26 protein-coding genes and 1 pseudogene are annotated in these 24,032 nt (G+C 59.7%); all 27 read left to right on the top strand.

Going from position 1 to position 24,032, the window contains the following annotated elements; translation table 11 throughout:
- Positions 1–100: 100 nt before the first annotated feature.
- Positions 101–870, top strand: a pseudogene (locus tag H0E84_RS20535) (ATP-binding domain-containing protein); the annotation flags it as partial.
- Positions 871–995: 125 nt separating this feature from the next.
- The gene (locus H0E84_RS15225) at positions 996–1,841 is read left to right on the top strand and encodes a transposase (protein WP_257644243.1); all 846 of its coding nucleotides are present in this window, start codon (positions 996–998) and stop codon (positions 1,839–1,841) included.
- A 54-nt stretch (positions 1,842–1,895) separates the two neighbouring features.
- A complete protein-coding gene (locus H0E84_RS15220; RefSeq protein ID WP_180679496.1) occupies positions 1,896–3,755 on the top strand; it encodes an ATP-binding cassette domain-containing protein in 1,860 nt (619 codons plus the stop codon).
- Positions 3,739–5,130, top strand: a complete 1,392-nt coding sequence (locus tag H0E84_RS15215) for an ATP-binding protein (RefSeq protein WP_180679495.1) — start codon at positions 3,739–3,741, stop codon at positions 5,128–5,130. Before H0E84_RS15220 ends, H0E84_RS15215 begins: the two co-directional genes overlap by 17 nt.
- Complete coding sequence (locus H0E84_RS15210; protein WP_180679494.1) at positions 5,108–6,307, top strand: hypothetical protein; 1,200 nt, start codon at positions 5,108–5,110, stop codon at positions 6,305–6,307. The genes H0E84_RS15215 and H0E84_RS15210 overlap by 23 nt, the downstream gene beginning before the upstream one ends.
- A 2-nt stretch (positions 6,308–6,309) precedes the next feature.
- Positions 6,310–7,176: a hypothetical protein gene (locus H0E84_RS15205; RefSeq protein WP_180679493.1), complete on the top strand. Its 867-nt coding sequence runs from the start codon at positions 6,310–6,312 to the stop codon at positions 7,174–7,176.
- A gap of 14 nt (positions 7,177–7,190) precedes the next feature.
- A complete protein-coding gene (locus tag H0E84_RS15200) occupies positions 7,191–8,339 on the top strand; it encodes a hypothetical protein (RefSeq protein ID WP_180679492.1) in 1,149 nt (382 codons plus the stop codon).
- 28 nt (positions 8,340–8,367) lie between these two features.
- Positions 8,368–8,547, top strand: coding sequence for a hypothetical protein (locus H0E84_RS15195; protein ID WP_180679491.1), 180 nt, complete (start codon positions 8,368–8,370; stop codon positions 8,545–8,547).
- Between the two features lie 86 nt (positions 8,548–8,633).
- Positions 8,634–9,164 carry a hypothetical protein gene (locus tag H0E84_RS20530; RefSeq protein WP_257644242.1) on the top strand — a complete coding sequence of 177 codons (531 nt, stop codon included), beginning with the start codon at positions 8,634–8,636 and terminating at the stop codon, positions 9,162–9,164.
- A gap of 73 nt (positions 9,165–9,237) precedes the next feature.
- Positions 9,238–9,495, top strand: a complete 258-nt coding sequence (locus tag H0E84_RS15185) for a type II toxin-antitoxin system prevent-host-death family antitoxin (RefSeq protein ID WP_180679490.1) — start codon at positions 9,238–9,240, stop codon at positions 9,493–9,495.
- Positions 9,483–9,803 carry a type II toxin-antitoxin system RelE/ParE family toxin gene (locus tag H0E84_RS15180; RefSeq protein WP_180679489.1) on the top strand — a complete coding sequence of 107 codons (321 nt, stop codon included), beginning with the start codon at positions 9,483–9,485 and terminating at the stop codon, positions 9,801–9,803. The genes H0E84_RS15185 and H0E84_RS15180 overlap by 13 nt, the downstream gene beginning before the upstream one ends.
- Positions 9,804–10,010: 207 nt before the next feature.
- Complete coding sequence (locus H0E84_RS15175; protein ID WP_180679488.1) at positions 10,011–10,346, top strand: hypothetical protein; 336 nt, start codon at positions 10,011–10,013, stop codon at positions 10,344–10,346.
- Positions 10,347–10,408: 62 nt separating this feature from the next.
- Positions 10,409–10,708: a YrhB domain-containing protein gene (locus H0E84_RS15170; RefSeq protein WP_180679487.1), complete on the top strand. Its 300-nt coding sequence runs from the start codon at positions 10,409–10,411 to the stop codon at positions 10,706–10,708.
- 220 nt (positions 10,709–10,928) lie between these two features.
- Positions 10,929–11,141, top strand: a complete 213-nt coding sequence (locus H0E84_RS15165) for a hypothetical protein (RefSeq protein WP_180679486.1) — start codon at positions 10,929–10,931, stop codon at positions 11,139–11,141.
- A gap of 164 nt (positions 11,142–11,305) precedes the next feature.
- Positions 11,306–11,941 (top strand): sigma-70 family RNA polymerase sigma factor, encoded by a 636-nt coding sequence (locus tag H0E84_RS15160; RefSeq protein WP_180679485.1) that lies wholly within the window; start codon positions 11,306–11,308, stop codon positions 11,939–11,941.
- Positions 11,938–13,017 carry a FecR family protein gene (locus H0E84_RS15155; RefSeq protein WP_180679484.1) on the top strand — a complete coding sequence of 360 codons (1,080 nt, stop codon included), beginning with the start codon at positions 11,938–11,940 and terminating at the stop codon, positions 13,015–13,017. The genes H0E84_RS15160 and H0E84_RS15155 overlap by 4 nt, the downstream gene beginning before the upstream one ends.
- A gap of 182 nt (positions 13,018–13,199) precedes the next feature.
- A complete protein-coding gene (locus H0E84_RS15150; RefSeq protein ID WP_180679483.1) occupies positions 13,200–13,577 on the top strand; it encodes an STN domain-containing protein in 378 nt (125 codons plus the stop codon).
- A gap of 71 nt (positions 13,578–13,648) precedes the next feature.
- On the top strand, positions 13,649–16,552 hold the full coding sequence (locus tag H0E84_RS15145; RefSeq protein WP_180679482.1) for a TonB-dependent receptor: 2,904 nt from the start codon (positions 13,649–13,651) through the stop codon (positions 16,550–16,552).
- Positions 16,553–16,834: 282 nt separating this feature from the next.
- Positions 16,835–18,943, top strand: a complete 2,109-nt coding sequence (locus H0E84_RS15140; protein WP_180679481.1) for an Atxe2 family lasso peptide isopeptidase — start codon at positions 16,835–16,837, stop codon at positions 18,941–18,943.
- A 917-nt stretch (positions 18,944–19,860) separates the two neighbouring features.
- Positions 19,861–20,268, top strand: a complete 408-nt coding sequence (locus H0E84_RS15135; RefSeq protein ID WP_180679480.1) for a hypothetical protein — start codon at positions 19,861–19,863, stop codon at positions 20,266–20,268.
- Between the two features lie 445 nt (positions 20,269–20,713).
- Entirely contained in the window at positions 20,714–20,899 is a 186-nt protein-coding gene (locus tag H0E84_RS15130; protein WP_180679479.1) for a hypothetical protein, read from the top strand.
- Between the two features lie 271 nt (positions 20,900–21,170).
- Positions 21,171–21,629: a DUF1851 domain-containing protein gene (locus tag H0E84_RS15125; RefSeq protein ID WP_219339770.1), complete on the top strand. Its 459-nt coding sequence runs from the start codon at positions 21,171–21,173 to the stop codon at positions 21,627–21,629.
- A 13-nt stretch (positions 21,630–21,642) separates the two neighbouring features.
- Positions 21,643–22,116, top strand: coding sequence for a RipA family octameric membrane protein (locus H0E84_RS15120; protein ID WP_180679478.1), 474 nt, complete (start codon positions 21,643–21,645; stop codon positions 22,114–22,116).
- Between the two features lie 381 nt (positions 22,117–22,497).
- Entirely contained in the window at positions 22,498–22,785 is a 288-nt protein-coding gene (locus tag H0E84_RS15115) for a HigA family addiction module antitoxin (protein ID WP_257644241.1), read from the top strand.
- 12 nt (positions 22,786–22,797) lie between these two features.
- Entirely contained in the window at positions 22,798–23,064 is a 267-nt protein-coding gene (locus tag H0E84_RS15110) for a type II toxin-antitoxin system Phd/YefM family antitoxin (RefSeq protein ID WP_180679476.1), read from the top strand.
- Complete coding sequence (locus H0E84_RS15105; RefSeq protein WP_180679475.1) at positions 23,061–23,459, top strand: hypothetical protein; 399 nt, start codon at positions 23,061–23,063, stop codon at positions 23,457–23,459. Before H0E84_RS15110 ends, H0E84_RS15105 begins: the two co-directional genes overlap by 4 nt.
- A complete protein-coding gene (locus H0E84_RS15100) occupies positions 23,456–23,875 on the top strand; it encodes a hypothetical protein (RefSeq protein ID WP_180679474.1) in 420 nt (139 codons plus the stop codon). Before H0E84_RS15105 ends, H0E84_RS15100 begins: the two co-directional genes overlap by 4 nt.
- The last annotated feature ends 157 nt before the right edge of the window (positions 23,876–24,032 follow it).

The raw sequence follows: 24,032 nt of genomic DNA, 5'->3' as shown, positions 1-24,032 counted from the left end.
GGCCGCGAAGCCCACACCCAACCGGTGCCCACCAAACCGCGCCCGCCGGCGGCCCCAATCACGCCCACCTCGGTACCAAACCCACCTCTTCCCCGCCCGCCGCGTCCACCTAACCCGCGGCTACCGCCAATCCGAATCCCTCGACCTCGCCCCCCTTGCCACCGCCGTGCGCCAGGGCGACACCACCACCGCCCTCTCCCTGCTATGCGGCGGCACCCTCACCGGCGTCCACTTCCACGAAAACCTCGCCGACCCGCTGCAGGCCCACCGCGACCGCCTGCTCGCCCACTGGGCCGCCCTGGCCGAAGCCACCAGCCCGGCCGAGGCCCTGGCCTAGGCCGCCCGCCTGCGGATCCTCACCGCGGTGCGCGAAGGCCCGCAGGGCGCCCGCGGCCTCAACGCCCGCATCGAGGGCCTGCTGGCCGAAGCCGGCCTAGCCAGCCCCCAGTGCCGCGCCGCCGGCCCCGGCCATTTCCACGGCCGCCTGCTGCTGATTACCGAGAACAGCTACCGCCACCGCCTGTTCAACGGCGACATCGGCATCTGCCTCCGTGATGGCAGCGACACGTTGATGGCGTGGTTCCCCGGTGACGACCCCCACAATCCGCGCCCTTTCCACCCCGCCGCGCCGCCCGCACACGGCAGCGCCTTCGCGATGACCGCGCAAAAAAAGCGCAGGGAAGCGAGTTCGACGAGGTGTAGCTGGTGCTGCCGGAGCGCTTCAACCGCGTGCTGTCGCGAGAGTTGGTGTATACGGGGATGACGCGGGCGCAGAATACGCTGCATGTGGCAGGAACAGCGGGCGTGCTTGCGGATTCGCTGGTGCGGCATGCCGCTAAGTGGTCACGGCTGGGTTGGAGGCTCGGCTAGCCGGCCCAAGCGCTAAGACACACGGGCAACGTCCACTTGACGCTGTAAAGTGCCAACTAGGAAGCATGTGAACAAGCCCGTCCTGATCGGCGACACTATCAGCCTCTGATCGAAGGCGCGGTGCGATGACCCAACTGAGCTTTTCCGACGCCGAGCATGTCGGCAAGCGCATGCCGTGCATCCATCTGCTGCAGCAGCGGTGCGGATTGAGCGATCCGGCGATGGAGGAAGGATTGTACGAGATCGCCTCGATGCGGAAGTTCGCCCGGCTGCCGCTGCTGGCCGCGGTGAATCGGCATCCGCGCGGCAAGAGCATAGTGCGGGTGGGCACGAGCGTGGAGGGCGGGACGACCATCGATGCGTCCAGTGCGACGAAGAACCGCAGCGGCACGCGAGACCCGGGGAGGTACCGGACTAAGAAGGGTGACCAGCGTTTCTCCGGGATGAAGGCGCAAATCGGGGCGGGCGGGGACTCGGAGCTGGGGCATACGGCACTGGCGGCGACGGCGAACGTAGCGGACGCGACCCTGACCGATAAAGTGCTGCAAGGTCAGGAGCGGGCGGTCTTTACCGATGCCGGCTACATGGACGCGGACAAGCGCGAGAAACTGAAGGACAAGGAACTCGAGTGGCACATCGCCGAGCGTCCCAATAAGTTCAAGGCGCTGCCGGCAGGCGAACTGGAGGATGTCAGCGAACTGCTCCAGCACCTGAACGCCAAGATGCGCGCGAAAGTAGAGTATTCGTTCCGGGTGGTGAAGCGCCAGCTTGGCTACGCGATGGCGCGTTATAGGGATCTGACTAAAAACGCGGGGCAACTGAGCGTTTTGTTTCGCTGGTCAAACCAGTGGATGGCGCGCAAGTTGTTGGTGATCATAGGCAAGGTGCGCTCGCATCGAATGCCGGAACGCGACAGCAGGCTTGGACGCGCCGCTCAGAGCGGCGGCTTGTCGCCCTTTCCTAGAGCTTAGAAAATAATGTCACGGACATGCCTCTTCAACGATCAACACGAACTTCCAGATGTCATGGTCAACTTGAAAAGTGATGTAGCCAAGAGCGGCCTCCAGGTTGTCTCTGTGTCAACCAAAGGTATACGAAAACGAGCAATCGTTAAAGGTAGGAAGACAAACACCCCGTTAGATCTCCATCGATTCGCAATGATCGGCGAGAACGATCGGATAGTTATCGGCGATGGGATTGAGAAGCGCATCTGGGTCATTGGAGAAAAGAAGCAACTTATCGATGTATCGCCGCACTTTAGCTGGCAGACAAAACACATTTTCGCGGGCAATGAGGTTGAACTACGCATATCAGAACTTTCTTCGGATTCCGACTTTCGAGAGTACATATCGCTGGAATCGTTCCATTACAAAGGAGTTGATCTATCTCAAGACCCGTCCTCGGCAGACAAACCGACACGAAAGGGAACCGGTGGCAGACGCGCCGTCCTCCTAATGCAGATCAAGCTCCACAGTCGATGGATTTCAGCTGGATACATCGAAATTCAAATGCCACTGATGATGGCAAAGCCGCGACACAACGCATTCTCCAGACCATTCTCTCATCGAGAGCGCGCTGTTGAATGGAAGTCGTGGCAGAAAGGCGGACAGTCCTTAGTCAATCGAATAGCGCGTATCGCGCGTGTCGTCGTGAACCCAGAGCTGCGCGGTGCAAACTTGTCGTCAGCGTTGGTAAACGCTGCAATAAAGTTTAGCCGTGAGCGCTGGCATATCGGGGGTAAGCGACCGCTTTTCCTGGAAATCTCTGCGGAGATGTTGCGCCACATCGATTTCGTATCGGGCTGTGGATTTCACTACCTAGGCGACACAGAGGGCAACAGAACCCGGCTCGCCAAGGATCTAGTTAGCATTAAGAACGGCGCCAAAGGCTCGTCCGGAATAATGAGTCTGCAGCGGAAATACCACGCCTTCTTTGAAAGCTATCGCGATCGAACCGGATTAACGTTCGAAGACCTACGGTCGCGTCTTGCGGAAGTCCTTCAGTACGAAGATCCTTGGAAACATATGGATCTCGAAGAATGGCTAGCACTTCGGCCCGTTATCCGATCACCAATCCCCTATTACATGATTGGACTGGACGAGGCATCGGACGCATATGTCCGAGAAGCGGCGTATACACGTAAAAAAAATGGATCAGCGAGTCCTCAGCGGAGCATCGACGAAATTCACGTGTCAAATCTAGAAGTAAATTCTAAGTTCAAGATACCCATGACTCAGCATAGCCGCCTGATCATGGATGGCTTTGGCATAACAACCAAGACAATCAGAACTCGCATAATAGGCCCTCTATCTTTTAGCGCAGCCGCAGGAACCGTTAACTTTGTGGCGGGCTCAAGCGGGTGCGGAAAAAGCCTTTTGCTGGCAAGTTTAGACCCCCGGTGGAAATCCAAATCCGCAGTCAAAACAGGAGAAGTAAGCCCGAAGCGGTATAGGGTGGGATGGCTTGAGCAGCCGCCATCGGAAGCTTCGCTATTTGAGCACCTCTCTAACAAGCATGGGCCCGAACGGACCTTTGATGCCCTGGCTCGGGTAGGGCTCACCGAGGCGCTACTCTTTCTGAAGCCATTTGAAATGCTAAGCAGAGGGCAACGATACCGGGCCATGCTTGCGGATCTGTTGTTGGGAGATGCAGATGTGTGGTTGCTCGATGAGTTTTGCTCTGATCTTGATCCATTCACGGCAAAAATAGTGGCACACAAGCTTAGAGAGACCGTGCAAGCCGAAGGGAGAATAGCCTTCGTAGCAGCTGCTAATCACTCACATTTTATTTCTGCGCTTCGCCCTCACAAGGTTCTTTTTCTAAGTACTGGCGGCGGAAGCGAGGACCTAACTTGGAAGGAATATTCTCATGGGATTCTCCAATAAGCTTGCCGACTACATTGGGAAATCAATCGAGAAGACCCAGTACATCGCGATAGACCCAATCGTCAAATGCAACTATGTACAGAAGGGAAAGAATTTTATTTTCGGACGCGGTGACGATGACAGCGCGCCCAGTGACCTACTATATATAGGCAAGATTCTTGAGACCGCTTCGGGAAGCAGCTTTTTAGGGGCGGATGCCTGGCTCGACACTAGATTTCCCCATGTTCTGTACATAACGGGTACTAGGGGGAGCGGCAAAAGTATGGATCTCGGAATACTCATTGAAGGGCTTTCTCAGCTCGATCAGAGCTCTCCTGTGCAACAGGACATAACTCCAGTAACAACATTCTTGATTGATACGCAAAGCCAGTTCTGGACTCTGCGCTATGAGCCGAAGGGCTCCGACTGCAAGAAGCAACTTGAAGAACTAAAAGCCTGGAACCTACAGCCCAACGCGCTTGCCGATGCGAAGATCTTTGTTCCTCGCGATTCCACTAAATTCATAGGGGACGAACTTCCATTAACTCTTCGGCCACGAGATGTTCTGCATGAAGAATGGTGTGGCTTACTCGGGCAAGAGGTGTATAGTCCACAGGGCCACTTGCTTGCAGAAGTGTTAGAGAAGCTTGCGACCACTGATTTCTCCCTCGATGACATGATCCGTAATCTCCGAGAAGGGCGCCTGTCAGCCAGCGTTGCGGAGAGCTCGAGGAACGTACTGCTGTATCGCCTTGCAGATTATGCAAGGACCGGAATCTTTGACCCGAGTGGCTTAAAGGTGGAAGAACTACTGATTCCCGGGCGATGCAACATTTTCATGTTGAGAGATCTTCGCGATGAAGATAAGGCATTGGTGACGGCCATTCTAGCCAGACAGCTGTTTACGATAATGGGGAGACATCACCAACAGCGTCGGGTCTCAAGCTTCTTTGGCACATCGGCGTCGGAGTCGAGAATTCCTAGCCGTGTGTGGCTGCTTGTAGATGAAGCGCACGTCGTTTGTCCAAGCAGTGGAGACTCCCCGGCTCGCGAGGCGCTAGTCGAATACGTGAAACGCGGCCGTGATGCAGGCCTATCGCTAGTCCTTGCAACACAGCAACCTTCAGCCGTTGATGATCGCGTTCTTAGTCAAGTCAACTTATCCTTCTCGCATAGGTTGACGTTTCAAAGTGATATCAACGCCGCGGTCGCAAGAATTCCAACAAAGACACTGTCAGGACTGCGATTCAGCGGAACCAAGATCTCCGATTTTGGCGACATACTCCGACTTGTCGAAGCTGGCCAGTGCTTCATAGGCGATCATGCGACGAGTCGAACTATCCTAGTTCAAATGAGACCAAGAATCACGACTCATGCTGGACAAAGCCCGCTCTAACGTATTTTCAATTTTTATGAGAAAGATCGGCTTCTCAGTTGGTCTCGAGCATACGCTTGATAGATTGATCGATTTTTCGCGAATGTACTCGGAAAAAGACACCTTAAGCTATGGGGACATCAGTCGATTGCTGCATGAAAAGAGGCCGATTGGTTGGGGTCTAGATCCGAGTAACGAGCACATACTTGATGTGCTTCGAAGCCTGGGAATCGTCGACGTTCGCAAAGGGGAGGTGGCTGTGCTTGAAGCTGGGGATGCCCTTGGCATTCTCAGTAGAACCATCCCTGATGACGCCGAGTTCAGGGCATGCGCCACTCTTGTCTTTGGTCATTCGTTGCTGCTTGCAGATGGCGATGTATTTCTTAACGCTCTCGCTTCCGGCTTTGATGTAGACGAGTTCTCAACAAGAATAGCTTCGTCAATTGAGCACAAGTGGTCTGTACTTGAACACTATTTCGCTTCGGATCAACACCGACGACTATTATACAGCGCTGTAAACATTGAAGCGCAAACGAGTAACCCTGGGAGTCGCGGCAGGAGGTCTCTGTCTCAGTCTCCAGATCTGGATCGACTAAACAGCATTCGGCCTCCACTTTCTGCGGCTGTTGCTCGTCCTGAAACTGCTGTTACGTCCGCGTACTTGAATAAAGCTCTGCCTCGCAGGAAAGCATGGGCGGTATCTCTTGGGTTAGTAGATAGCTCCGGCGCCATCACCGATCGTGGTACAAGGCTGCTGGAGTCAATGATGTCTGCGGGGTACGCTGGACCTGGATGCTTCTCGCTCTGGCCCTTGCAGCATGAAATTTCGAGTCATGTGTTCTCAAAGATTAGATCGGGCGCCTTTCCCGTACTGAATTCTTGGGAGTTCTTAGTTCTCGTTGGCCGAGGTCTTGACTTGCTCCCGTCTGTTTACAGCAATGACGAACAGCGTGACGAGGTGTTCGAATTGTTGGAACGGATAATGCATGTATATAAGGCGTTGAATCAGTCAAAAAGTATTGTTAGGACAGAACTGCCGGCACGGGTGGCATACAGATGTATCGCAGGCTACGCTACGATATCGCGGTTCCTTCCAGATCTTCCCAAAGTAGTCGAGCAGGAACAGTTGCTTCCATCCCCTAGGATCGTTGCTAGGCAGTCTCGGATTGCTGAATCCGCACTATCTACCCATAAATAACGATGTCTACTTACATTTGCCTGGAGTTCCTGCGGGATCTAGTTGAGCACAACGAAGCCCACTTCGCGTCGCGCGTATTGAGCAAGATAGTTGACGGATCCGGTGACTTTGTGCCAGATGCCGATGACCATGATTACGACGGAATCGAGGACGCTAGAATCCGCTATATTAGCCGAGGTCGAACAGCGTTTAGGGCAATTTTCGTTCGACGCGACGGCCATATTTACTGGTACCGCGCGGGGAATCATTCGATTGAGGATCGGCTGCAACCACCAACGCGCTTAGATAGGGCGATTGAAGTCCGTGCGGCTCCGCAATTGGTTGATCTTCATGCTCAATATGCGTTCCCAAACTATCTCAAGTCCACGGAGCAGCGGCTATTACGAGAGGTTATCGCTTCCAGGGTCCTGGTTCCGCATAGGAGTTTGACGCTCGTCACGCCAAGGATATCTGATCAGCTTTTCAGTCCCATAGGCCTCATCGGCCGGCTAATTTCCTCGGTGATTGAACTCGGCGGATCGGTGACGCTGATCACCGCCCCGCCTTCAGAGCGTGAACTGAGATCATATCGATGGCTTGTGCAAAGGGGGGTTGATCTTCTGGTGCATCCTGAACTCAATGTTCGCTTTCTACTATTTGAAGTAGACCATTCGAACTTGGATCAAGAGATGCGACACATTGACTCCATAGCTATTATCGGTTCCGCGGAACTCACACAAGCTGGCCTAGGCGATGGTGCCGCTGGAGCGATAAAAGAAGAGCTTTGTTACCAAATTGGTCCGGATGATCTTGACGGATCCTCTCATTTCATCCTGCATCTGGCAGACAAAGCGCTGGATCTAGAAACGCACATTAGACGCTCAAACTAGCTTAGGTGGACCTCATGCCGGTGAACAACTCTACTTTTTATGCAATGTGCAATCTGAAGGATAATCCCTTTAGGTCGAATGCATTGTTTGACGACGATCCTCGACTTGCGATCTGGGCCGGCCAGACCAAAGAACAGAACCAATTGCAGAAGTTTCTTATTCGGTCTCGAGCTGAGCAAGTTGGCAACACTAACCTGACGTTACTTTACGGCGCTTACGGAACCGGTAAGTCGCACGCTCTGCTTTGGGGAATTCATTGGCTGAGGGGAATTACCGACCCAGGAAAGTCTGCGGCCTACTATGTTCCGACTCTCAAGAAGGACAAGGGTCGCCTGTCTTTTGGCGGTGCATTTCACGATGATCTTATTCAGAAAACATCGCTAGTTGACGACGCTCTTCACTATCGAACGTTTTTAAGTAGATGCGTTAATCAATATACAAGTGAGAAATCGTCGGGGGCCGATGTCACCGCGGATGAGGTAATTCAAGCCCTAATCCCCTCGGTTGAAATTTACAATTTTGCAAAGGAGCTGTATCGATACGAGAAGCGCGACGAGATGCAGACGTTCCTGTCGCCTAAGGGACAGACTGATTATCAGGCAATGATAACTTTTACCCGTTTGGTAAATCTGTTCGTTCATGAGATGAAGTTTGACACCGAGGCAAAGCGATTTCGGCAATCTGTCCACTTGATGATCGACGAGATAGATGCTCTGGTACAGGCGTCCACAAAGGAAGTCTTGGAAGTAAACGACTTAATCAGGCACCTATACGACCTATGTCCAAGTTGCTTCGGTCTCGTTCTCGCTGTTTCAGCGGAGCAGGAGATTCTTCCTTCGATTTTTACTGAGTATGTTCTAACGCGTGTAAGCCGGCAGATCGAGTTCAAGCCATTCGACAGGGATGCGGCTGTCGAATTTGCAATACACGTGATGGATGAAAACAGAGTAGATCCCACTACCCAGCAATCTGGCGCATTTCCCTACACCAGAGAGGCGCTTGAAGCAATTCTCGGGCAATTGACATTTCGCACACCGAGAAAGGTGGTGAACGTGATGCAACAAGTTATCGAAGAATCCAGATTGGCTGATTTGGACCCCAGCAATGGGCCGATTACCGTTTCGCAACTTGATGACTCAGGAGTGCTCGAGGAAGTTTTGTAAAGCTCTGCCGCGTCCAATGATCACGGTCATGGCAGTGTTCCAACTTGATGTCTTTGTTGATTCGATGCTGGGACGCAGCGCCGGTCGGGCGATTAGCCGCACGGCAGCCCGTAGCAGCGTCACCGACATGTACCTGGAGCCGACCATGCTTGCCGCGACGCCAACGCGGGAGAGCGCCAGAAATGCCGCCCATTCTTCTGTGTCGTGAGTGGACACCTCGGACGTCAACCACGCGGAGACGACAAGCAACCCGGAACCACCAACAATGACGGCCCGTAGCGAAGGAGCGCGAGCATGTCCAACGCAGTCAGCAACCCCTCCCCCTATGCGTATGCCGACGAGGGGCCGACGACAGACGTCGCCGATAGCCCGACCAGCCGCCTGACCTTCGGCATCACCCTCGATCAGGTCGACCAGCTCGACGGCCTGCTTCGAACGATCACCGCCACTGGCGACGTGATCGCGATCGGCACCGCCCCCCTGGATGACCACAGCCTGCCTGCGCTTGGGGAGGTCATCTTCAGCGCGGCCCGCGAGGTGCGCGGCCTCCTGGATCAGGTGTATGCCCAGCGGCTCGCGCCGGCCGCCGCCGTGGACGCGCCTGCCGTGCCGCAGGCGGACCGCCCGGCACTCGCCAGCGAGCTGCACGCCCGCCTGTTGCATGCGCGTGCGCTCCTGCAGGTGATGAAGGCTGCCGTCGCCCATCGTGCCGATGGCGCGGAAGACATCGCGGCCAGCTGCCAGGCCGTCGCCGAGATGCTGGGCGGGGTGATCGAGGGGCTGGAGACGCGGTTCGACATGGCCCCGGAGGAGGCGGGGACGTGACCGGCAGGGGAGGGGCCGCGGGCCTTGTGCACGGCCGCTTGCGCAACGGAGAGTGATACTTTAGTGTCACTTCATGCGCACCGAACTCGTCACGACCCTCAAACGTCAGGCCACGGAGCTCCTCTCGGATATCGAGCGGGACAAGCAGCCCATCCTCATCACCCAGCACGGCCTGCCGAGCGCCTACCTGGTGGACGTGGAGACCTACCAACTCATGCAGCAGCGCATGACCGTGCTGGAGGGCATCGCCCGTGGCGAGCAGGCGATCGCCGAGGGCCGGGTGGCCACGCATGCGCAAGCGAAGAAGCGCCTCGCGCGATGGCTGAAATAGTCTGGTCGCAGCCGGCCCTGAGCGACCTGGAAGCGATTGCCGACTACATCGCATTGGAACACCCTGCTGCCGCGGCTGAGCTGGTGGCCAGGATTATTGGCCACGTGGAACAGCTGGCGGAGCATCCGGAGAGCGGCAGCCGCCCGCAGGAACTCGAGAGGTCCCGCTATCGCCAGCTCGTAGAGCCGCCGCGCCGTGTCTTCTATCGCTACGATGGCGAGCGGGTGTACGTGCTGCATGTCATGCGTTCCGAACGGCTGCTCCGGGTGGCGCAGCTGAAGGGGCGCGACAAGCAGCCGAGGGCCTAGGGAGACGCAAGAAGCTCAGGTGCTGGCAAAGGCCTGGGGCCTGCGACGCAAGCTCACCTGCCGCCGGCTAGGGCCTCGGCACTCAACCGCTATCGACCATGGCAGAGCAGCGTCCCAACCGCCTGTGCGAACCCGATTTGACGACCCAGCGATCGCGGCGCAGAGTTCGTGCGATGCCCATCTAGGGGTCTAGCGTAGCTAGCGGCCATGATCTTTGTCGTCGAGACCGAAACACGAGTTCTTGCCGTGCACGGTGACGAGGCTACCGCTGTCAAAGAGCACGAGGGAATCGATGTAGAGGCCGCTCAGTACCTGTTCTGGAGCGATGACGGCACGCCGCTTGAGCCAAAGTTCACTGTTCCAAACAAGTGCGGTTGGATCTCTGTGCAGAGTGGAACGTACTGCCTGGTACAGGCTACGCAGGACCATCATGCAGAACTCGCTGAGGCACTAGATGAGGTGGCACATCTTGAGCCAAATCCGTACTTTTCATCCCTCGCCGAGATCCGCGCGCACATTGGGCAAGGTCCGGTGGGTACCTGACGACTTATTCAAGCTGAACCCGCTGCGCGGGTCGGCCCAACTCGAGCGCTAGGCGACACACGATGGTCACCCGCAACCAAGCAAGGCACCTTGTACGGTCGCAGCTCAAAGGCTGCACAGCCGAGATCGGCTGCGAGGTGGAAATCATCGACTCCGCCACCTTGGAGCGGCCCCTCGGATGGGTGTTCTTCTATCAGTCCAGGGAGTTCCTGCTCACGGGGAATAGCTCATCGCGGCTTGCGGGGAATGCGCCCCTCATCGTCAATCGGCATTCGGGGCGGATCAGCGTCACTGGCACGGCTGAGCCGGTGGAGGAGTACATTGCTCGCTACGAGGCGTCACTAGCTTCTGGTGCCGACTAGCAACTCACCGCCGCCGTGAACTGACCTGCCGTGCCGCAGGCGGACCGCCCGGCATGAGACGGACAGGCATGGAAAATCTCGGCTGTCTCTTGCCCGTGTTGCTCCCTAGCAATCCAGACGCTAGGCATAAGATGATGCGCGTCGAGAACATCGAGATCCTTTCAGACCAGACCAACACGCCGTTGATCCGGCATCCCGATCGGGAGTTCCCGGGCTGGGAATGCTGCGGATCGAGAATGGATGGCAGGCGCTGGACGACGAACACCGCTCCCACACGAGCATTGAGTCGCATCGGGCAGTACAAGCCACGGTGAAGGGCGTGCTGGCCGAACTGGCGAGCACGATCACTCCCGGCGACACAGAGGAGAGCGTCGCTCAGAGAGCCGCGCAAATGATGGCCAATGTGGCGCGCATGAGCAGATCGCACGCATGACCGGGCTGGATGGCGCCGACTATCGGATCGAGTCGGTCCAGCCGGCAACGGCGTGCCGCTGTCGCTTGATGGTCAGCGCGGCTCGCAACCTGGCAAAGACGGGCCAGTAGAATATTTCCACCATCCGTCGCGCTGATCTGCAGGAACAAGCAATTGAAGCCGCGGTGCAGCTTTACTTCCGTGTGGCATCGGCGTTCCATAGATGTGACGCAAGCAAGGCCGCCGCCCTCCCTATGTCGCCCGATCGTCACGAATGGTTCCTCAACCAGGTGTTCTGCCATCGCGCGATGCTGCGGGGCTATCTGCGGAAGTATCTGAGCGCGGAGGAGGACATCGAGGATGTCATCCAGGACACGTATATCCGCATCTACGGCATCCAGGACTACAGCACGGTCGAGTCGCCCAAGGCGCTGCTGATCACGATCGCCCACAACCTGGCGGTGGAACTGGGCCGGCGCCGCACCAGCCGCGCCACCGATGCGGTGGCGGATTTCGACGCGCTGGGCGTCTCATCCAACAACCCCCAATTGGAAGAGCAACTGGATGCGCGCCGCCGTTTCGAGGCGTTCTGCTCGGCGGTGGATAGTCTCCCGCCGGTCTGTCGACGCGTGTTCGTGCTGAGAAAAGTGTACAAGCTGTCGCAATCCGAAATCAGTGCGGTGCTGGGTATCACGCAAAGCACCATCGAGAAGCATGTCGCTAAGGGACTGGTGCGCTGCCGGGATCATCTGCGCGAGCACGACATGATCGGACTGACGGCCGGGCCGCGCCGGATCGAGGATGAAGGAAGCGGCCGATGAGCGACGTGCTGAAGTTCCGTAGCGCTACGGAGGTCGAAGAAGAGGCTGCCAGGTGGATCTGGCGTCTCGACGACGAGGATGCGCCCGTAGAGGTCCGCAACGATTTCGAGCAGTGGCTGCGGCGCGATCAGCGCCACCGGCGCGCGTTCGAGGAACTAGGCGGCGTCTGGCGCTCGCTGGACGACTTGGCGGAGGCAAAACGCGAGGAACGGGTGGCCACCTTCGTCGCCGAGGAGAAACGCCTGTATACCGTGGCCAAGCCGACGCTGACGCGCGGATGGCTGCGCCAAGCGGCGCCGTGGGCGATGGCGGCCTCGCTTGCCATCGCTGTCGGCGTCGTATCGTGGTTCCAGCGTGGCAACGAAGCGCAGACCTTGTCCACCGCAGTCGGCCAGCAGCGCAGCGCCATGCTGGCCGACGGTTCGACCGTACAACTCAATACGAACACCATCTTGGAAACGCGCTTTAATCGTGAAAGGCGCGTGGTCGTTTTGCGCAAGGGCGAGGCCTCCTTCAATGTGGCGCGCAATCCCGAGCGTCCATTCCTGGTGCATGCCGGCGACATGGTGGTGCGTGCTGTCGGTACCGAGTTCAATGTGCGCGTACGCGATACGCGCGATATCGAGGTCATCGTCACGGAGGGCAAGGTGACGGTGGGGCCACAGGGGGAGGGGGGAGCGCGAATAGCGTCCGGCGACGGACCCGAACCCGCGCTTCCAGCCAGACGCGAGCTGGCGGCGGGGCAGCGCTTGGAGACTACTGCGGCGGCCGTGCCGGTGGTCGCGATCAGTCCTGTCGTGCTATCCAATACCTTGGCCTGGCGCGAGGGCGCGATCGTCTTCGACGGCGAGCCGCTGGGGCAGGCCATCGCCGAGCTCAACCGCTACAGCGACACCCGCCTGATCATCATCGATTCCAGTATCCATGACCTACGGGTCGGCGGCCGCTTCCGCACGGGCGACATCGATGGTTTCCTGGAGGCGCTGACCAAAGCTTTTCCGGTAACCACGCGTCGTACGTCCGACAATCTCGTCTACATCCAAGCGCGCGTTCCAGCGTCCTCCGCACTCCAGTAGCCGTTTGCTCGAGCGGTGAGGCGAGTCTCGCGAGTCTCGCGAGTCACGCAATCAAGCGCTCGTCGGTGGCGGATTCAGACTTCCCTCCCGTCTTGCAGGGGACCGGACGCTGGCGCGTCGCCACCCTGTAGGCATGCCGTATGTGGAAATGCGGTGAATCATTCCGCAACTTCTTTGCACTCATGCTCGCCTTGTTGGCGGCCACCGCGTGCGTCCAAGCCGATGTGGCCCGCAAGCGTTTCGAAATTGCCCGCCAGCCTGCCGCCGCCGGGCTGAATGAATTCGCGCGCCAGGCCGACATCACACTGATCTTCTCCTACGACTTGGTCGCCGGCGCACAGACGCGGGCGCTGAAGGGCGAGTACAGCGTGGGCGAAGGGTTGAGGCGATTGCTGGTCGGGACCGCACTGGACTACCAGCAACTGGACGACGACATATTCTCCATTTGCAGGATGCCGTCGTGTGGGCCATCCAGCCCAGCGCAAGTCAATGACTGGGCCGAGCAAAGGTCGGAATCCGACACCGAATGGCGGAAAACATCGTCGGCCCCGTCTCAATGACAGGCTGGCGACGCAATGCCAGATACCCAGACACATCCCCGGGGAGGGAGCGGCGTATGCAAGGTTGTCCTATGGCGTCCAAGTTCAGGCGCAATGTGCTCCGCAACGCGCTCATCGCCTCGTTGATGCTCAGTGCTGCGATGACCGCTGTCCAGGCGCAGGGGCAGGTCAAGACCTTTGACATCTCCGCCCAGCCTGCAGCAACGGGCCTGAATGCCTTCGCTGAGCAGGCCGATATCACCTTGGTCTTTTCCCAGGACGTCGTCGATGGCGCCGAGATCAACCCCCTGAAAGGGGACTACCCGGTTGCCGAAGGTCTGGCGAGGATGCTGGAGGGAACACGACTCTCTTACCAGAACATTGGCGAGAACACGGTTGTCATTGGTGACAAAGCAGCGTCCGTTCCTCCGCTCCAGCTTGCAGACGTGCCAACCGGAGAGGAAGACATTTCCACGCTTGGGACGATCACCGTCACCGGATCGCGCGTCGCAGGGAGCGCCGACGGCCCGGCGACGGTCATCACCTTCGACCAAGACGCCATCAACCGCAGCGGCGCGACGCAGGTGCGCGACGTATTGCGCCTGCTGCCCCAGGCCTCCACCATCCTGGACGAGTCGGGCGCCCAGGGCGTGATCGGCGCCGCCCCGCCTCAGCTGCGAGGCTTGAGCGCCGGATCGACGCTGATGCTGTTGAACGGCCGGCGGTTGAACGTCTCCGGCGCCCAGTTCGCCAGCAACTTCTTCGATCTGAACCAGATTCCGCTGGCGGCCGTGGACCGAGTCGAGGTCCTTACCGATTCCGCCACGGCCATCTACGGCGCCGACGCGATCGGGGGCGCAATCAACATCCTGCTCAAGCAGGACTTCCAAGGGCTGGATGTCACCGCCCGGACGGGGACCAGCTCCGCCGGCGACGCCACCGAATGGCAAGGCTCGGTGGTGGCGGGCGACTACCGGGGACCCTTCTCGGGTATGCTGATCGCCAGTTGGTTCGAGCGCGACCCGGTCTTCAAGGGCGACCGTCCCTTCACCGCCGACAGCGACTTCAGCCGCTTCGGCGGCTTGGACCTACGCAGTACGCTGGCCTATCCGGGCACGGTCTATTCCGTCGACGGCCAGCCGCTACCAGGCCTGACCGCCAGCTTTGCCGGCATCCCGGACAATCCGTCGAGCAGGTCGCTGACGCCCGGGGATTTCACGGCGACCGACGGCGCGATCAACTTGTTCGAGCCCGCGCCCTACGTCAGCCTGATTCCCGAGACGCGCCGCGAGAGCATCTATGCCGCCGGCCAGGTTGAGCTGAGCCCCGATCTCGAGGTCTACGGCGAGGCGCTCTATTCTCACGTGCGCCAATCCCTTCAGTCCCCACCCGACGCCCTGTTCGGCGCCGCCTTCGGCCTGTTTGTCGTCCCGGCCGGAAACCCGTTCAATCCGTTCGGCGTCGATGTCGCGGTCGACCATCGCTTCGTGGACCTGGGGCCGCGTATCACGGATGCAGATACCCAGTTCACACGCTTCACCGCAGGCGTCAAGGGAAGGCTACCGGGCGAGTTCGATTTCGACCTGAGCTGGTGGCGCGACCATGATGACACCACCATCGAGAACCGGAACTACGTCGACTACGACAAGGTGTTCGTTGCCCTGGCGTCCACCGATCCGTCGACGGCGCTCAATCTGTTCACTACCGGCGGCAACTCGCAGACCGTTCTGGACTCGATCCGGGGCGATCGGACCGACCGGTTCGAGTCCTCCGCCGACACCGTCGAGCTCGTCGTGCGCGGCGACCTGTTCCAGCTGCCGGCAGGCGCCGTGAAGGTCGCGATCGGCGGTGACCTCAGGCGGGAATCCCTGGACGTCTCCGCGCCGGGGGTCATCGCCGTGACCGGCGAGCGGAACTCCCACGCGCTATTCGCCGAGGCCAGCGTGCCATTGGTGTCGCCGGAGATGGACCAGGCCCTGGCCGACCGGCTCGAGGCGACGGCGGCGATCCGCTATGACCATTTCAGCAACGGCATCGGCACGAGCAATCCCCAATTCGGCCTGCTGTGGGGGCTGACGCCCGCCTTCTCCCTGCGGGCGACCTACGGCGAGGCATTCAAGATCCCGTCGCTCTACAACCTGTTCTCGCCGACGAACGCATTCACCACAGTCGTGGCTGATCCACAGAGAGGCGACGAGCCCGTGGATGTTCTAGTGGAGCTCGGGGGCAACCAGCACATCGAGCCCGAACGCGCCCGCTCATGGAGCGCTGGCTTCATCTTCGCGCCGCCTCAGGGAGCGCTGGCCGGCCTGACGCTCACCGCCTCCTGGTTTCGCATCGAGCAGACGAACTTCGTCCAGGCATCTTTCGATACCGACCTGATCCTGGCCAACCCCGACGTTTTCGCCGACCGTATCGTGCGCGCGACGCCAACCCCGGAGGACATTGCCGCAGGGGCGCCAGGTCGGCTGATCTCGATCGACGCTCGAGCAGGAAACTTCGGCCAGGTGACGGTGGAGGGGGTGGATTTCGAGATGGCCTATAGACGGCGATCCGAGCGGTTCGGGGCCTTCGGCATCCAGGTGCTGGGCAGCTATGTCGACAGCTACCTCCTGCAGCTCGTGCCAGGCGCGCCGCCCCAGGACGTGCTGGGGATCGCCAACGACAGCGGGTTTCCAGTGGCGTTGAAGACGACCTCGGTCCTGTCGTGGACTGGGGACTCGGGCTTCGGCGCCAGCCTCTCCGCCCGCCACCGCGACTCCTACAACGACACCGACGGGGTACGCGATGTACCGGCCCAGACGATATTGGACGTCCAGCTCAGCTACGCGGATGGCCGCATCCCCCACTTGGGAGAAGGCTGGAGTGGCCGGCTGGGGGTGGTCAATCTGACCAACAAGCAGGCCGACTTCGTCAGCAATTTCTCTGGCTACGATCCGTCTCAGACCGACATGCGAGGGCGGTTCTATTACCTCGAAATCGGGAAGCGCTTCTAATGGGCCGGCATCCAGAATCTGCGCGAGTCTTGCTGGCCGCATCCGGGGCTCCAGATCCTCGAGGCGCCATTCGGCCTCGCCGAATTTCACTGGCAAGCAGGGCCACTTCGCCCGCACGAACCGCCGGCTACGACGTTTGCAGTCCGACAGACACGGCCGCTTCGTCGAAGTCAGCCCGAAGGGAGGTGTGAACGTATGCGCGCGATCAGGGCTGTAGCTACGTGCGTCACAGCAGCGTCGCTTTGCGCAAGCGTGGCGTTGACAGCGAGCGCCGAACCGGCCGTGCCGATCCCCATCGTCGAGCGCACGAGCCAGAAGCGTCCAATCGAGCTCATGGATGTCGTTGAGATGCGCGACGCGACCGCGCTATCGGTCTCGCCCGATGGTTCGCGCGTCGCGTTTCGCGTCCGAAAGCTCGATCATGAGGCAAACACGGAAAGGGCTGCCTGGTACGTCGCCGACATCGATGAGCCCGGGCACTTTCTGTATGTCGGCGATGGCGGCGAGCCGGACTGGGAATTCATTACCAACGAGTCCCATCAGCGATTGCTGCTGACGCAGGCGGGCTGGTCGCCCGACGGTCGCAAGCTGGTTTATCTGGCCAAACGCAGCGGCGAGTTGCAACTCTGGGTAGCGCACACGGATGGCTCGGGATCCGAACAGCTAACGCGAAATCCAGCGGACGTTTCAGGGTTCGCATGGGTGCCACAAACCAACCGCATCGTGTTCATGACGGGCTTGCCGAGAGCTGCGCGCGAAGCGGCCATCCGTGACAAGCAGATGCACGGGGTGCGGCTGCAGAACGGCGCCACGCCGCCCACCCAGCTCAGCGACAATGAAGCGAAGGCGCTCGAGGAGACTTGGGACGCGAAGCGCGACGATTATTCACCGCTGCTGGCACAGCGTTGGGAGCACAGCCGTTACCTGCCGAAGGTCGAGGAGTTCTGGTCCATAGATGTGTCATCGCGAGAGGAGCGGAAGGCAACGCCGCAGGAGATCGAAGCTCTGTCCGGCAGTCCCAAGACGGGCTTCGATCTCGAGCCGACCGCCACCTTGATCTCAGTAGCGCCTCATGGCCAGCAAGCCGCTTTCACCAAGCCCATTGATGAAACTCCCCGTTTCGTACGTAACGACTATCTCTACATTCGCGACGCGGGCGGCTCGGTTCGGCGTTTGTGCGAGGCCGAGGCGTGCAGCGGGCGGATAACCGCATTGAGCTGGAGTCGTGACGAATCGCAGATCTACTTCCAGCGCCGTGAGGGAACGCACTACGACACCATGGGGTTCTATGCCGCGGACCCCGCTACCGGACGCGTGCGCACGATCCTCAAGACAACCGACATGCTGGTCGGCGACTGGAGCTGGTTCAGAGGCGCATGTCCGTTCGTCGGCGACCGCGCCGTATGCATACGGGAGGCGCCGACTGTTCCGACACAAGTGGTCTCGATTTCTCTGCGGGACGGCACCCTGACGACGCTCGTCGATCTCAATCCCGAGTTCCGCAACATCGAGCTACTGGACGCCGAAAGGATCGATTGGAGGGTCGACGAGAAGGAGCTGGCCTACGGCTGGCTGGTCAAGCCGGAAGGGTATGTCGCCGGCCGAAAGTATCCGGTGGTGCTCATTCCGAATCGCCAGCGCGGGTTTCTGCGCGGTGGGGATGGCGACGAGTACCCGACCCAGCTGCTGGCGCGCAACGGCTTCGTCGTATTGTCCTACATGTACAACAATCTGGCCGGGATCGAGCCGGACGATGGAGGCAATGCGTACCAGCGCCACAAGTACGGCTACGAGGCGTACCAGCGCACGGTGGAATCGGCTATCGATCTTCTCAAGGCACGTGGTCTGATCGAGGAGACGTGCGTCGGGCTCACCGGCATGAGCGACACGGCCGACAAGGGCACGTACGTCATCACGCACTCTACGAGGATTGCGGCGGCTTCGATATCTGGAGGCTCAATCGATCCAACTGCCTTCATTCTCCAGGACAAGCAGTTGCAGGCCTGGCTGACGGCGCACGGACTCGGCTACCCCGACCCACAGGGGCCCTACTGGAAGAACTGGCTGGAGCTGTCGCCCGCTCTCAATGCTCACCGTACGCGCGCGCCGCTCCTGCTCCATGCTCCGGACTCGGAGATACTGCTAAGCGTGGAGCTGTTCCGGCAGCTCATCGAACTCAACAAGCCTGTCGAGTTGTTCGTGTACTACGAAGAACCGCACTTCAAGGTCCAGCCCAGGCACCTGCTCGAGATTAATGAACGCAATCTGGACTGGTTCAACTTCTGGCTACGCGGTGTGGAAGATGCAGCTCCGGCCAAGCAGGAGCAATACGAGCGCTGGCGCTCGCTGCGGAAGCTGACGCCGACGCCCGGTTGTGCCATACACGCGTGATTTGACTCTGGAGCGTGTTATGAAATTTGGAGGATCGCCGCCGTGAACCGCTCCTCGAGCGTCAGGCCACCGAGCTCCTCTCGGACATCGCCCTGCGACCGCAAGGCAACCTGACGCCGGCTATGGCCTCGGTACTTCATCTCATTTGCTCATGGGAGGGCGGTCCCAACCGCCTGTCCGAACTCGATTTGACGATCCAGGGAATGCGGCGCAGAGTTCGTGCTTGCCTCATCTCGGGCTCTAGCCGTAGTGTGCCGCTCATGTCGCTCGCCCCGGACGTCGTAGTTGCACACTCCAACTCCTCCAATCACCGAAGGGAGATTGAGGGCAGCGCCCTCTGCGGCTGCTTCCACTGTCTAAAAACTTTCGAGCCATCGGAGGTGACGGATTGGGTCGACTGGCCTGAGGGAACGCCGGAAGAGCTCGAGCTTTCCACAGGCGCTACCGCCCTATGCCCCAAATGCGGTATTGATGCAGTTATTGGCTCAGCATCCGGGTACCCAATCAACAAGGATTTCTTGTCTGCCATGCGCCGCCACTGGTTCTAGTGAGCGGCTAACAATCCCTTCAAATTCCGAACCCGCTTCGCGGTCGGCTTGACTCAGGAACTGGCGCCATGGAAGCACTCGTCGCTGAATTGGAAGTCAAGATTGCGCTGCTGCCAACTGCCTCCCAGAAGCGGTCGGGCTATCGGCCTAACCATAGGCAACCGCGAACCGGCGAGTACTTCATGGGCAGGTGGAGTTCACCGACGGCTTCGTTCATCCGGGTGGGAGCGCTCACGCCTCAGTCCGCGCTTGGCTAAGCGTCGCGGATCTAGTTGCCGAAGCTTGGTTCCAGAGTGGCATCTGCCCTGAAGTCCAGGTTCGCTGAGAGCGAGGTCGCTACTATCTACAATGCCAGTCAGGAACCACCCGATGCTACCTCGCACTCGAAACATCGCAACGACAGCCGCCCTCGTCGCAGTTGCTCTATTCAGCGCCTTCTCTGGCTATCTCTACGCCAAGGAGGAAAGCGGCCGGGAGTCACTAGAGAGGTTCTACGTGCGCAGTGCATCTGAAGCACGTTTTTTGGCGCTCACGCTTTCTCACCTGCGTTCAGGCGACAAGGAAACCGCCCTTAGATCGCTCGATGCAATGTTAGTCGGAAACCTGATCTCTCTGGCCAACTACGAGCGAGACATTCCGCTCAAAAGACGCGACAAGACCATCTACGATGACATCGCCAAAGTTCGCATCTACTACCGCCAGTTCCCTCAGCCTGATTCCTTGCAGTACGCAGAGGAAGCTCTTTCTCTTGGCGGGGGAGAGGGCGTTGCTCCCTGACAATTCATTCAAACCGAACCCACTTCGCGGGTCGGCTCAGTTCAGGCGCTAGGACTCACATGAAGCATTTTTGGTTGCCCACATTGTTTGCTATTGGTCTAACCTGCGGCGCCGTCGAGACGGAGGCTGTCTGTCCCGAAGCTCCACTACGGTCACAAGCTGAGGTTCTGTCGCTTGCTAAGCGGGTACTGGCTTCTCACCAAGTCGATACTTCCGAGTACAAGCTGCACCAAGCCCGCTACGAATGCTTCGAGGATCGTCCAGTATGGTTCGTGAGCTATCGCAAAGACCCATGGTGTTTGCACTGTGACGCGCTCATTCTTATCGGGGATCGTGACTCCAAGGCAGAGCTTGTACCGTCGGGTTGAACAAGTGAGGCCCAACAATTCATTCAAGCCGAACCCGCTGCGCGGTTCGGCCTGATTCAGGCCATGAGCGTCCCTTCTTGCTGATCGGATACGCGGCCGACGCGCTCCTGCAGGTGATGAAGGCCGCCGCCGCCCATCGCGCCGATGGCGCGGAAGACATCGCAGCCGGCTGCCAGGCCGTCGCCGAGATGCTGGGCCGGGTGGTCGATGCATTGGAGACAAGATTCGGCACGATTCTGGAGGAGCCAAACTCCGACCGGTAGGCCGAGCGGGCAGCGACGCGCCCAGGGGCGGCGAGCCAAGGTGCATTCGTCTGATCGGGGTTCCGCCCCGGACCGTCCAGGTACTGGCGGAGACCTCGGTCCTGCGACCGCAAGGTGACCTGCCGCCGGCTATGGAACCGTCACTCCATCGCGATCGGACAGGGCGGGGTAGCGGCCCAACAGCATGTCGAACTCGATTTGACGACCTAAAGAACACAGCGCAGAGTTCGTGCTATGCCCATCTAGGGGCTTAACCGTAGTCAGGGCCCACATGACAGAACTTCGTCCGTTGATGGTTGAAGCAGCCCACTATGACTCTGCTGCCTTCCTTGCCGAATGGTCGTGGCTTGTTCCCGCAACGGACACACCGCTGTTCCTTACGGCATTTGGTGATTGGGTCTTTGGCAATCCGGACGGTAGCTTGTGGGCTTTGTCGGTACTGGAAGGTACCTATGCTCAGGTTGCCCGTGACTCCGGCGAGTACAACACGCTCAACAAGTCTCCCGAGTGGCTAGATCAAATATTCATTGCAAGCTGGTTGCCCATTGCTGCCCGCCACGGCCTCGTCCCTGACGAGAATCAATGCCTTGGTTGGCGGTTACATCCGCTGCTTGGCGGTGCTTTTGAGCCATCCAACTTGCAACTCTTTGACATGCTTGTGTATCAGTCGCTCATGAGCCAGCTCCACCGGCAGCTCCAGGGGCGCGCGCTGGTCCCTAATAATACTTAGGTGCTAAACGAGCATGGACGATCTTAGTACAAAGGCATTCGAGCACGCTTGGCGCTACTTCGAACTGCATGCCCAGCAGAGAATGACTGTGTTTAACTTTTTCCTCTTCCTGGTCGGCCTTGTTGGTGCCGGGATCGCTACGTCTGCTCAAGCGGCTAAAGAGCTCGCGCTACTGAGCCTGTTTCTCGGGCTGCTTCTAGCATTCACTTCTTTCATCTTCTGGAAGTTGGACCAGAGGGTAAGCGTTCTGATGAAAAGAGCTGAAGTTGCTATGGCTTTGCTTGAACCGCATCTTCCAAATGACGCTGCCCGCTTGTTTAGTGGCGAGCCGCCGCTGACCGCTGAGGCCTGCATGTCGGGAAATGTTTGGACGCGCCATTGGACCTACGGTCGTTCCTTCCGGGTTACGTTCTGCACTACTGGCGCGTTCGGCGTTCTTGCGGCTTTCGCGTCCGGGCTTCGATTAGCAGGGGTGCTGCAGTGGTAGGGTACGCGCCTGGCAATTCGTTCAAGCCGGCGCCGCTTCGTGGCCCGGCTCAACTCTCAATCGGTAGGCGGCCCGTGGAGCGGCAAAGCAAACGTCGAGTCGCACTGCAGGCGGCGCTCTTGTTCGTCGCCTATCCAGTCGCATCAGTCGTACTGATGCGCGTCCTCTCAGCACGCGTCGATTCACCTTGGATCCTCGGTTCGGTCTTCGTGCTGTTCACGCTATTGTTCGTGCGTCTTGCTAGTGGCACCAAGACGCGCAGGCTCTTCGGAAGACCCTGGTGATGCTGACCGACAACGTCAACGGCACCTGGCAGCTTACCTTCGAGTTCCAGGACGGGAACGCCTAAGTTCTGGCTTACGAGGACTACCACTGATGGCCATGCACAACCCTCCTCACCCTGGTGAGTTCATCACTGAGGTCTACCTCGCGCCCAACGGCATCAGCGGCCGCGAGCTGGGGGAGATGCTGGACGTGGCGGCGTCCACCCTCAGCCGGATCCTCAAGGGCACCAGCCGGGTCACCCCGGAAATGGCGCTCCGCCTGTCCAAGGCGGTCGGCCGCTCCCCCGAGAGCTGGCTGGCCATGCAGGATGCGCATGATCTCTGGGTGGCGCGGCAACACGTCGACCTTCAACGGGTGGGCAAGCTCAGGCTGGCCGCGGCCTGAGCGACCACCATCATGCGCACCGCGTCCGTTGTGACGATCCAGCGAGATGCCACGGAGCTTCTCGCGGAGATCGCACGGGACAGGCGACCGATTCTGATCGCCCACGATGGTTTGCCGCGCGCGTACCTGGTGGATGCCGAGACGTTCCAGCTCATGCAGCGGCGTCTAGCCATTCTGGAAGGTATCGCCGGCGGGGAGCAGGCGATCGCCGAAGGCCGTGTGGCCACGCATACCCTAGCTCGGACGAAGCTGCGGTGCCGGCCTGCGGATGCGCGATGAACGCCGTATCCAGCCCGAACCGATGGCTCTTTGGATTGGTCGCCCTGGCGGGCAACGCGTATGCCGTCGAGTCGCCCAATCCCGCCGTGGAGCAACGGGTTGCGGCAGCTGAGTTGGTGGCCGTGGTGGACGCCATCGAACCGTTTCCACGGACAGATCGAGAATTCGCCGAGCTTCACCGCGTCAGCGCTCGCATTGCCGGCGTCCTGAAGGGTGATGCCAGAGCAGGGGAGCGGGTGGAAATCCTCATTGACCGTACGATTTCGGAGCACGCAACCGACTGCTGCGCCGCAGGCCGTGCGTATGTCGTGTTCTTGCGCAAGCGGGAGGGCCGGTATCTGTTCGTAGGAAGCCCCTTGGGTGCGATCCCGCTGGAGCTCCAGTCTGTCGAGTGAAAATGGGCAGCGCGCCGCCCGACAGCGCCGCCACTGGCGACGTGATCGCGATCGGCACCGCCCCCTTGGATGACCACAGCCTACCTGCGCTTGGGGAGGTCATCTTCAGCGCGGCCCGCCAGGTGCGCGGCCTTCTGGATCAGGTCTATGCGCAGCGGCTCGCGCCGGCCGCCGCCGTGGACGCGCCTACCGTGCCGCAGGCGGATCACCCGGCATTCGCCAGCGAGCTGCATGCCCGCCTGCCGCATGCGCGTTCGCTCCGGCAGGAGATGAAGGCCGCCGCCGCCCATCGCGCCGATGGCGCGGATGACCTCGCGCCCGGCCGCCAAGCCGTCGCCCAGATGCTGGGCGGGGTGATCGAGGGGCTGGAGGCGCGGTTCGACGTGGTTCCGGAAGAGGCGAGCGCCGGCAGGTAGGCCCAAGCGGGTAGCACGGGGCCGGCGAGAGCGACGAACCAAGGTGTGGCCCGTCGCCGGCTATGGCCTCGGCAGCCCACCGCGATCGGCCATGGCCAAACAGCGCCCCAACCGCCTGCGCGAACTCGATTTGACGCCCCGAGGAGCGCAGCGCAGA

The organism is Luteimonas salinisoli, from assembly GCF_013425525.1.
Classification (GTDB): Bacteria; Pseudomonadota; Gammaproteobacteria; order Xanthomonadales; family Xanthomonadaceae; genus Luteimonas; species Luteimonas salinisoli.
The sequence above is the reverse complement of the archived record's forward strand: the minus strand, read 5'-3'. Positions and strand labels throughout refer to the sequence as shown.

Excerpts from the sequence above, each read along its gene's own strand:
- H0E84_RS15225 (WP_257644243.1), top strand. The coding sequence starts at position 996 with ATGACCCAACTGAGCTTTTCCGACGCCGAGCATGTCGGCAAGCGCATG.
- H0E84_RS15220 (WP_180679496.1), top strand. The coding sequence starts at position 1,896 with ATGGTCAACTTGAAAAGTGATGTAGCCAAGAGCGGCCTCCAGGTTGTC.
- H0E84_RS15135 (WP_180679480.1), top strand. The coding sequence starts at position 19,861 with ATGCTACCTCGCACTCGAAACATCGCAACGACAGCCGCCCTCGTCGCA.
- H0E84_RS15200 (WP_180679492.1), top strand. The coding sequence starts at position 7,191 with ATGCCGGTGAACAACTCTACTTTTTATGCAATGTGCAATCTGAAGGAT.
- H0E84_RS15180 (WP_180679489.1), top strand. The coding sequence starts at position 9,483 with ATGGCTGAAATAGTCTGGTCGCAGCCGGCCCTGAGCGACCTGGAAGCG.
- H0E84_RS15175 (WP_180679488.1), top strand. The coding sequence starts at position 10,011 with ATGATCTTTGTCGTCGAGACCGAAACACGAGTTCTTGCCGTGCACGGT.
- H0E84_RS15115 (WP_257644241.1), top strand. The coding sequence starts at position 22,498 with ATGCACAACCCTCCTCACCCTGGTGAGTTCATCACTGAGGTCTACCTC.
- H0E84_RS15145 (WP_180679482.1), top strand. The coding sequence starts at position 13,649 with ATGGCGTCCAAGTTCAGGCGCAATGTGCTCCGCAACGCGCTCATCGCC.
- H0E84_RS15125 (WP_219339770.1), top strand. The coding sequence starts at position 21,171 with ATGACAGAACTTCGTCCGTTGATGGTTGAAGCAGCCCACTATGACTCT.
- H0E84_RS15165 (WP_180679486.1), top strand. The coding sequence starts at position 10,929 with ATGCTGCGGATCGAGAATGGATGGCAGGCGCTGGACGACGAACACCGC.
- H0E84_RS15105 (WP_180679475.1), top strand. The coding sequence starts at position 23,061 with ATGAACGCCGTATCCAGCCCGAACCGATGGCTCTTTGGATTGGTCGCC.
- H0E84_RS15155 (WP_180679484.1), top strand. The coding sequence starts at position 11,938 with ATGAGCGACGTGCTGAAGTTCCGTAGCGCTACGGAGGTCGAAGAAGAG.
- H0E84_RS15205 (WP_180679493.1), top strand. The coding sequence starts at position 6,310 with ATGTCTACTTACATTTGCCTGGAGTTCCTGCGGGATCTAGTTGAGCAC.
- H0E84_RS15170 (WP_180679487.1), top strand. The coding sequence starts at position 10,409 with ATGGTCACCCGCAACCAAGCAAGGCACCTTGTACGGTCGCAGCTCAAA.
- H0E84_RS15215 (WP_180679495.1), top strand. The coding sequence starts at position 3,739 with ATGGGATTCTCCAATAAGCTTGCCGACTACATTGGGAAATCAATCGAG.
- H0E84_RS15210 (WP_180679494.1), top strand. The coding sequence starts at position 5,108 with ATGCTGGACAAAGCCCGCTCTAACGTATTTTCAATTTTTATGAGAAAG.
- H0E84_RS15185 (WP_180679490.1), top strand. The coding sequence starts at position 9,238 with ATGCGCACCGAACTCGTCACGACCCTCAAACGTCAGGCCACGGAGCTC.
- H0E84_RS15120 (WP_180679478.1), top strand. The coding sequence starts at position 21,643 with ATGGACGATCTTAGTACAAAGGCATTCGAGCACGCTTGGCGCTACTTC.
- H0E84_RS15150 (WP_180679483.1), top strand. The coding sequence starts at position 13,200 with ATGCTCGCCTTGTTGGCGGCCACCGCGTGCGTCCAAGCCGATGTGGCC.
- H0E84_RS15195 (WP_180679491.1), top strand. The coding sequence starts at position 8,368 with ATGGCAGTGTTCCAACTTGATGTCTTTGTTGATTCGATGCTGGGACGC.
- H0E84_RS15110 (WP_180679476.1), top strand. The coding sequence starts at position 22,798 with ATGCGCACCGCGTCCGTTGTGACGATCCAGCGAGATGCCACGGAGCTT.
- H0E84_RS20530 (WP_257644242.1), top strand. The coding sequence starts at position 8,634 with ATGTCCAACGCAGTCAGCAACCCCTCCCCCTATGCGTATGCCGACGAG.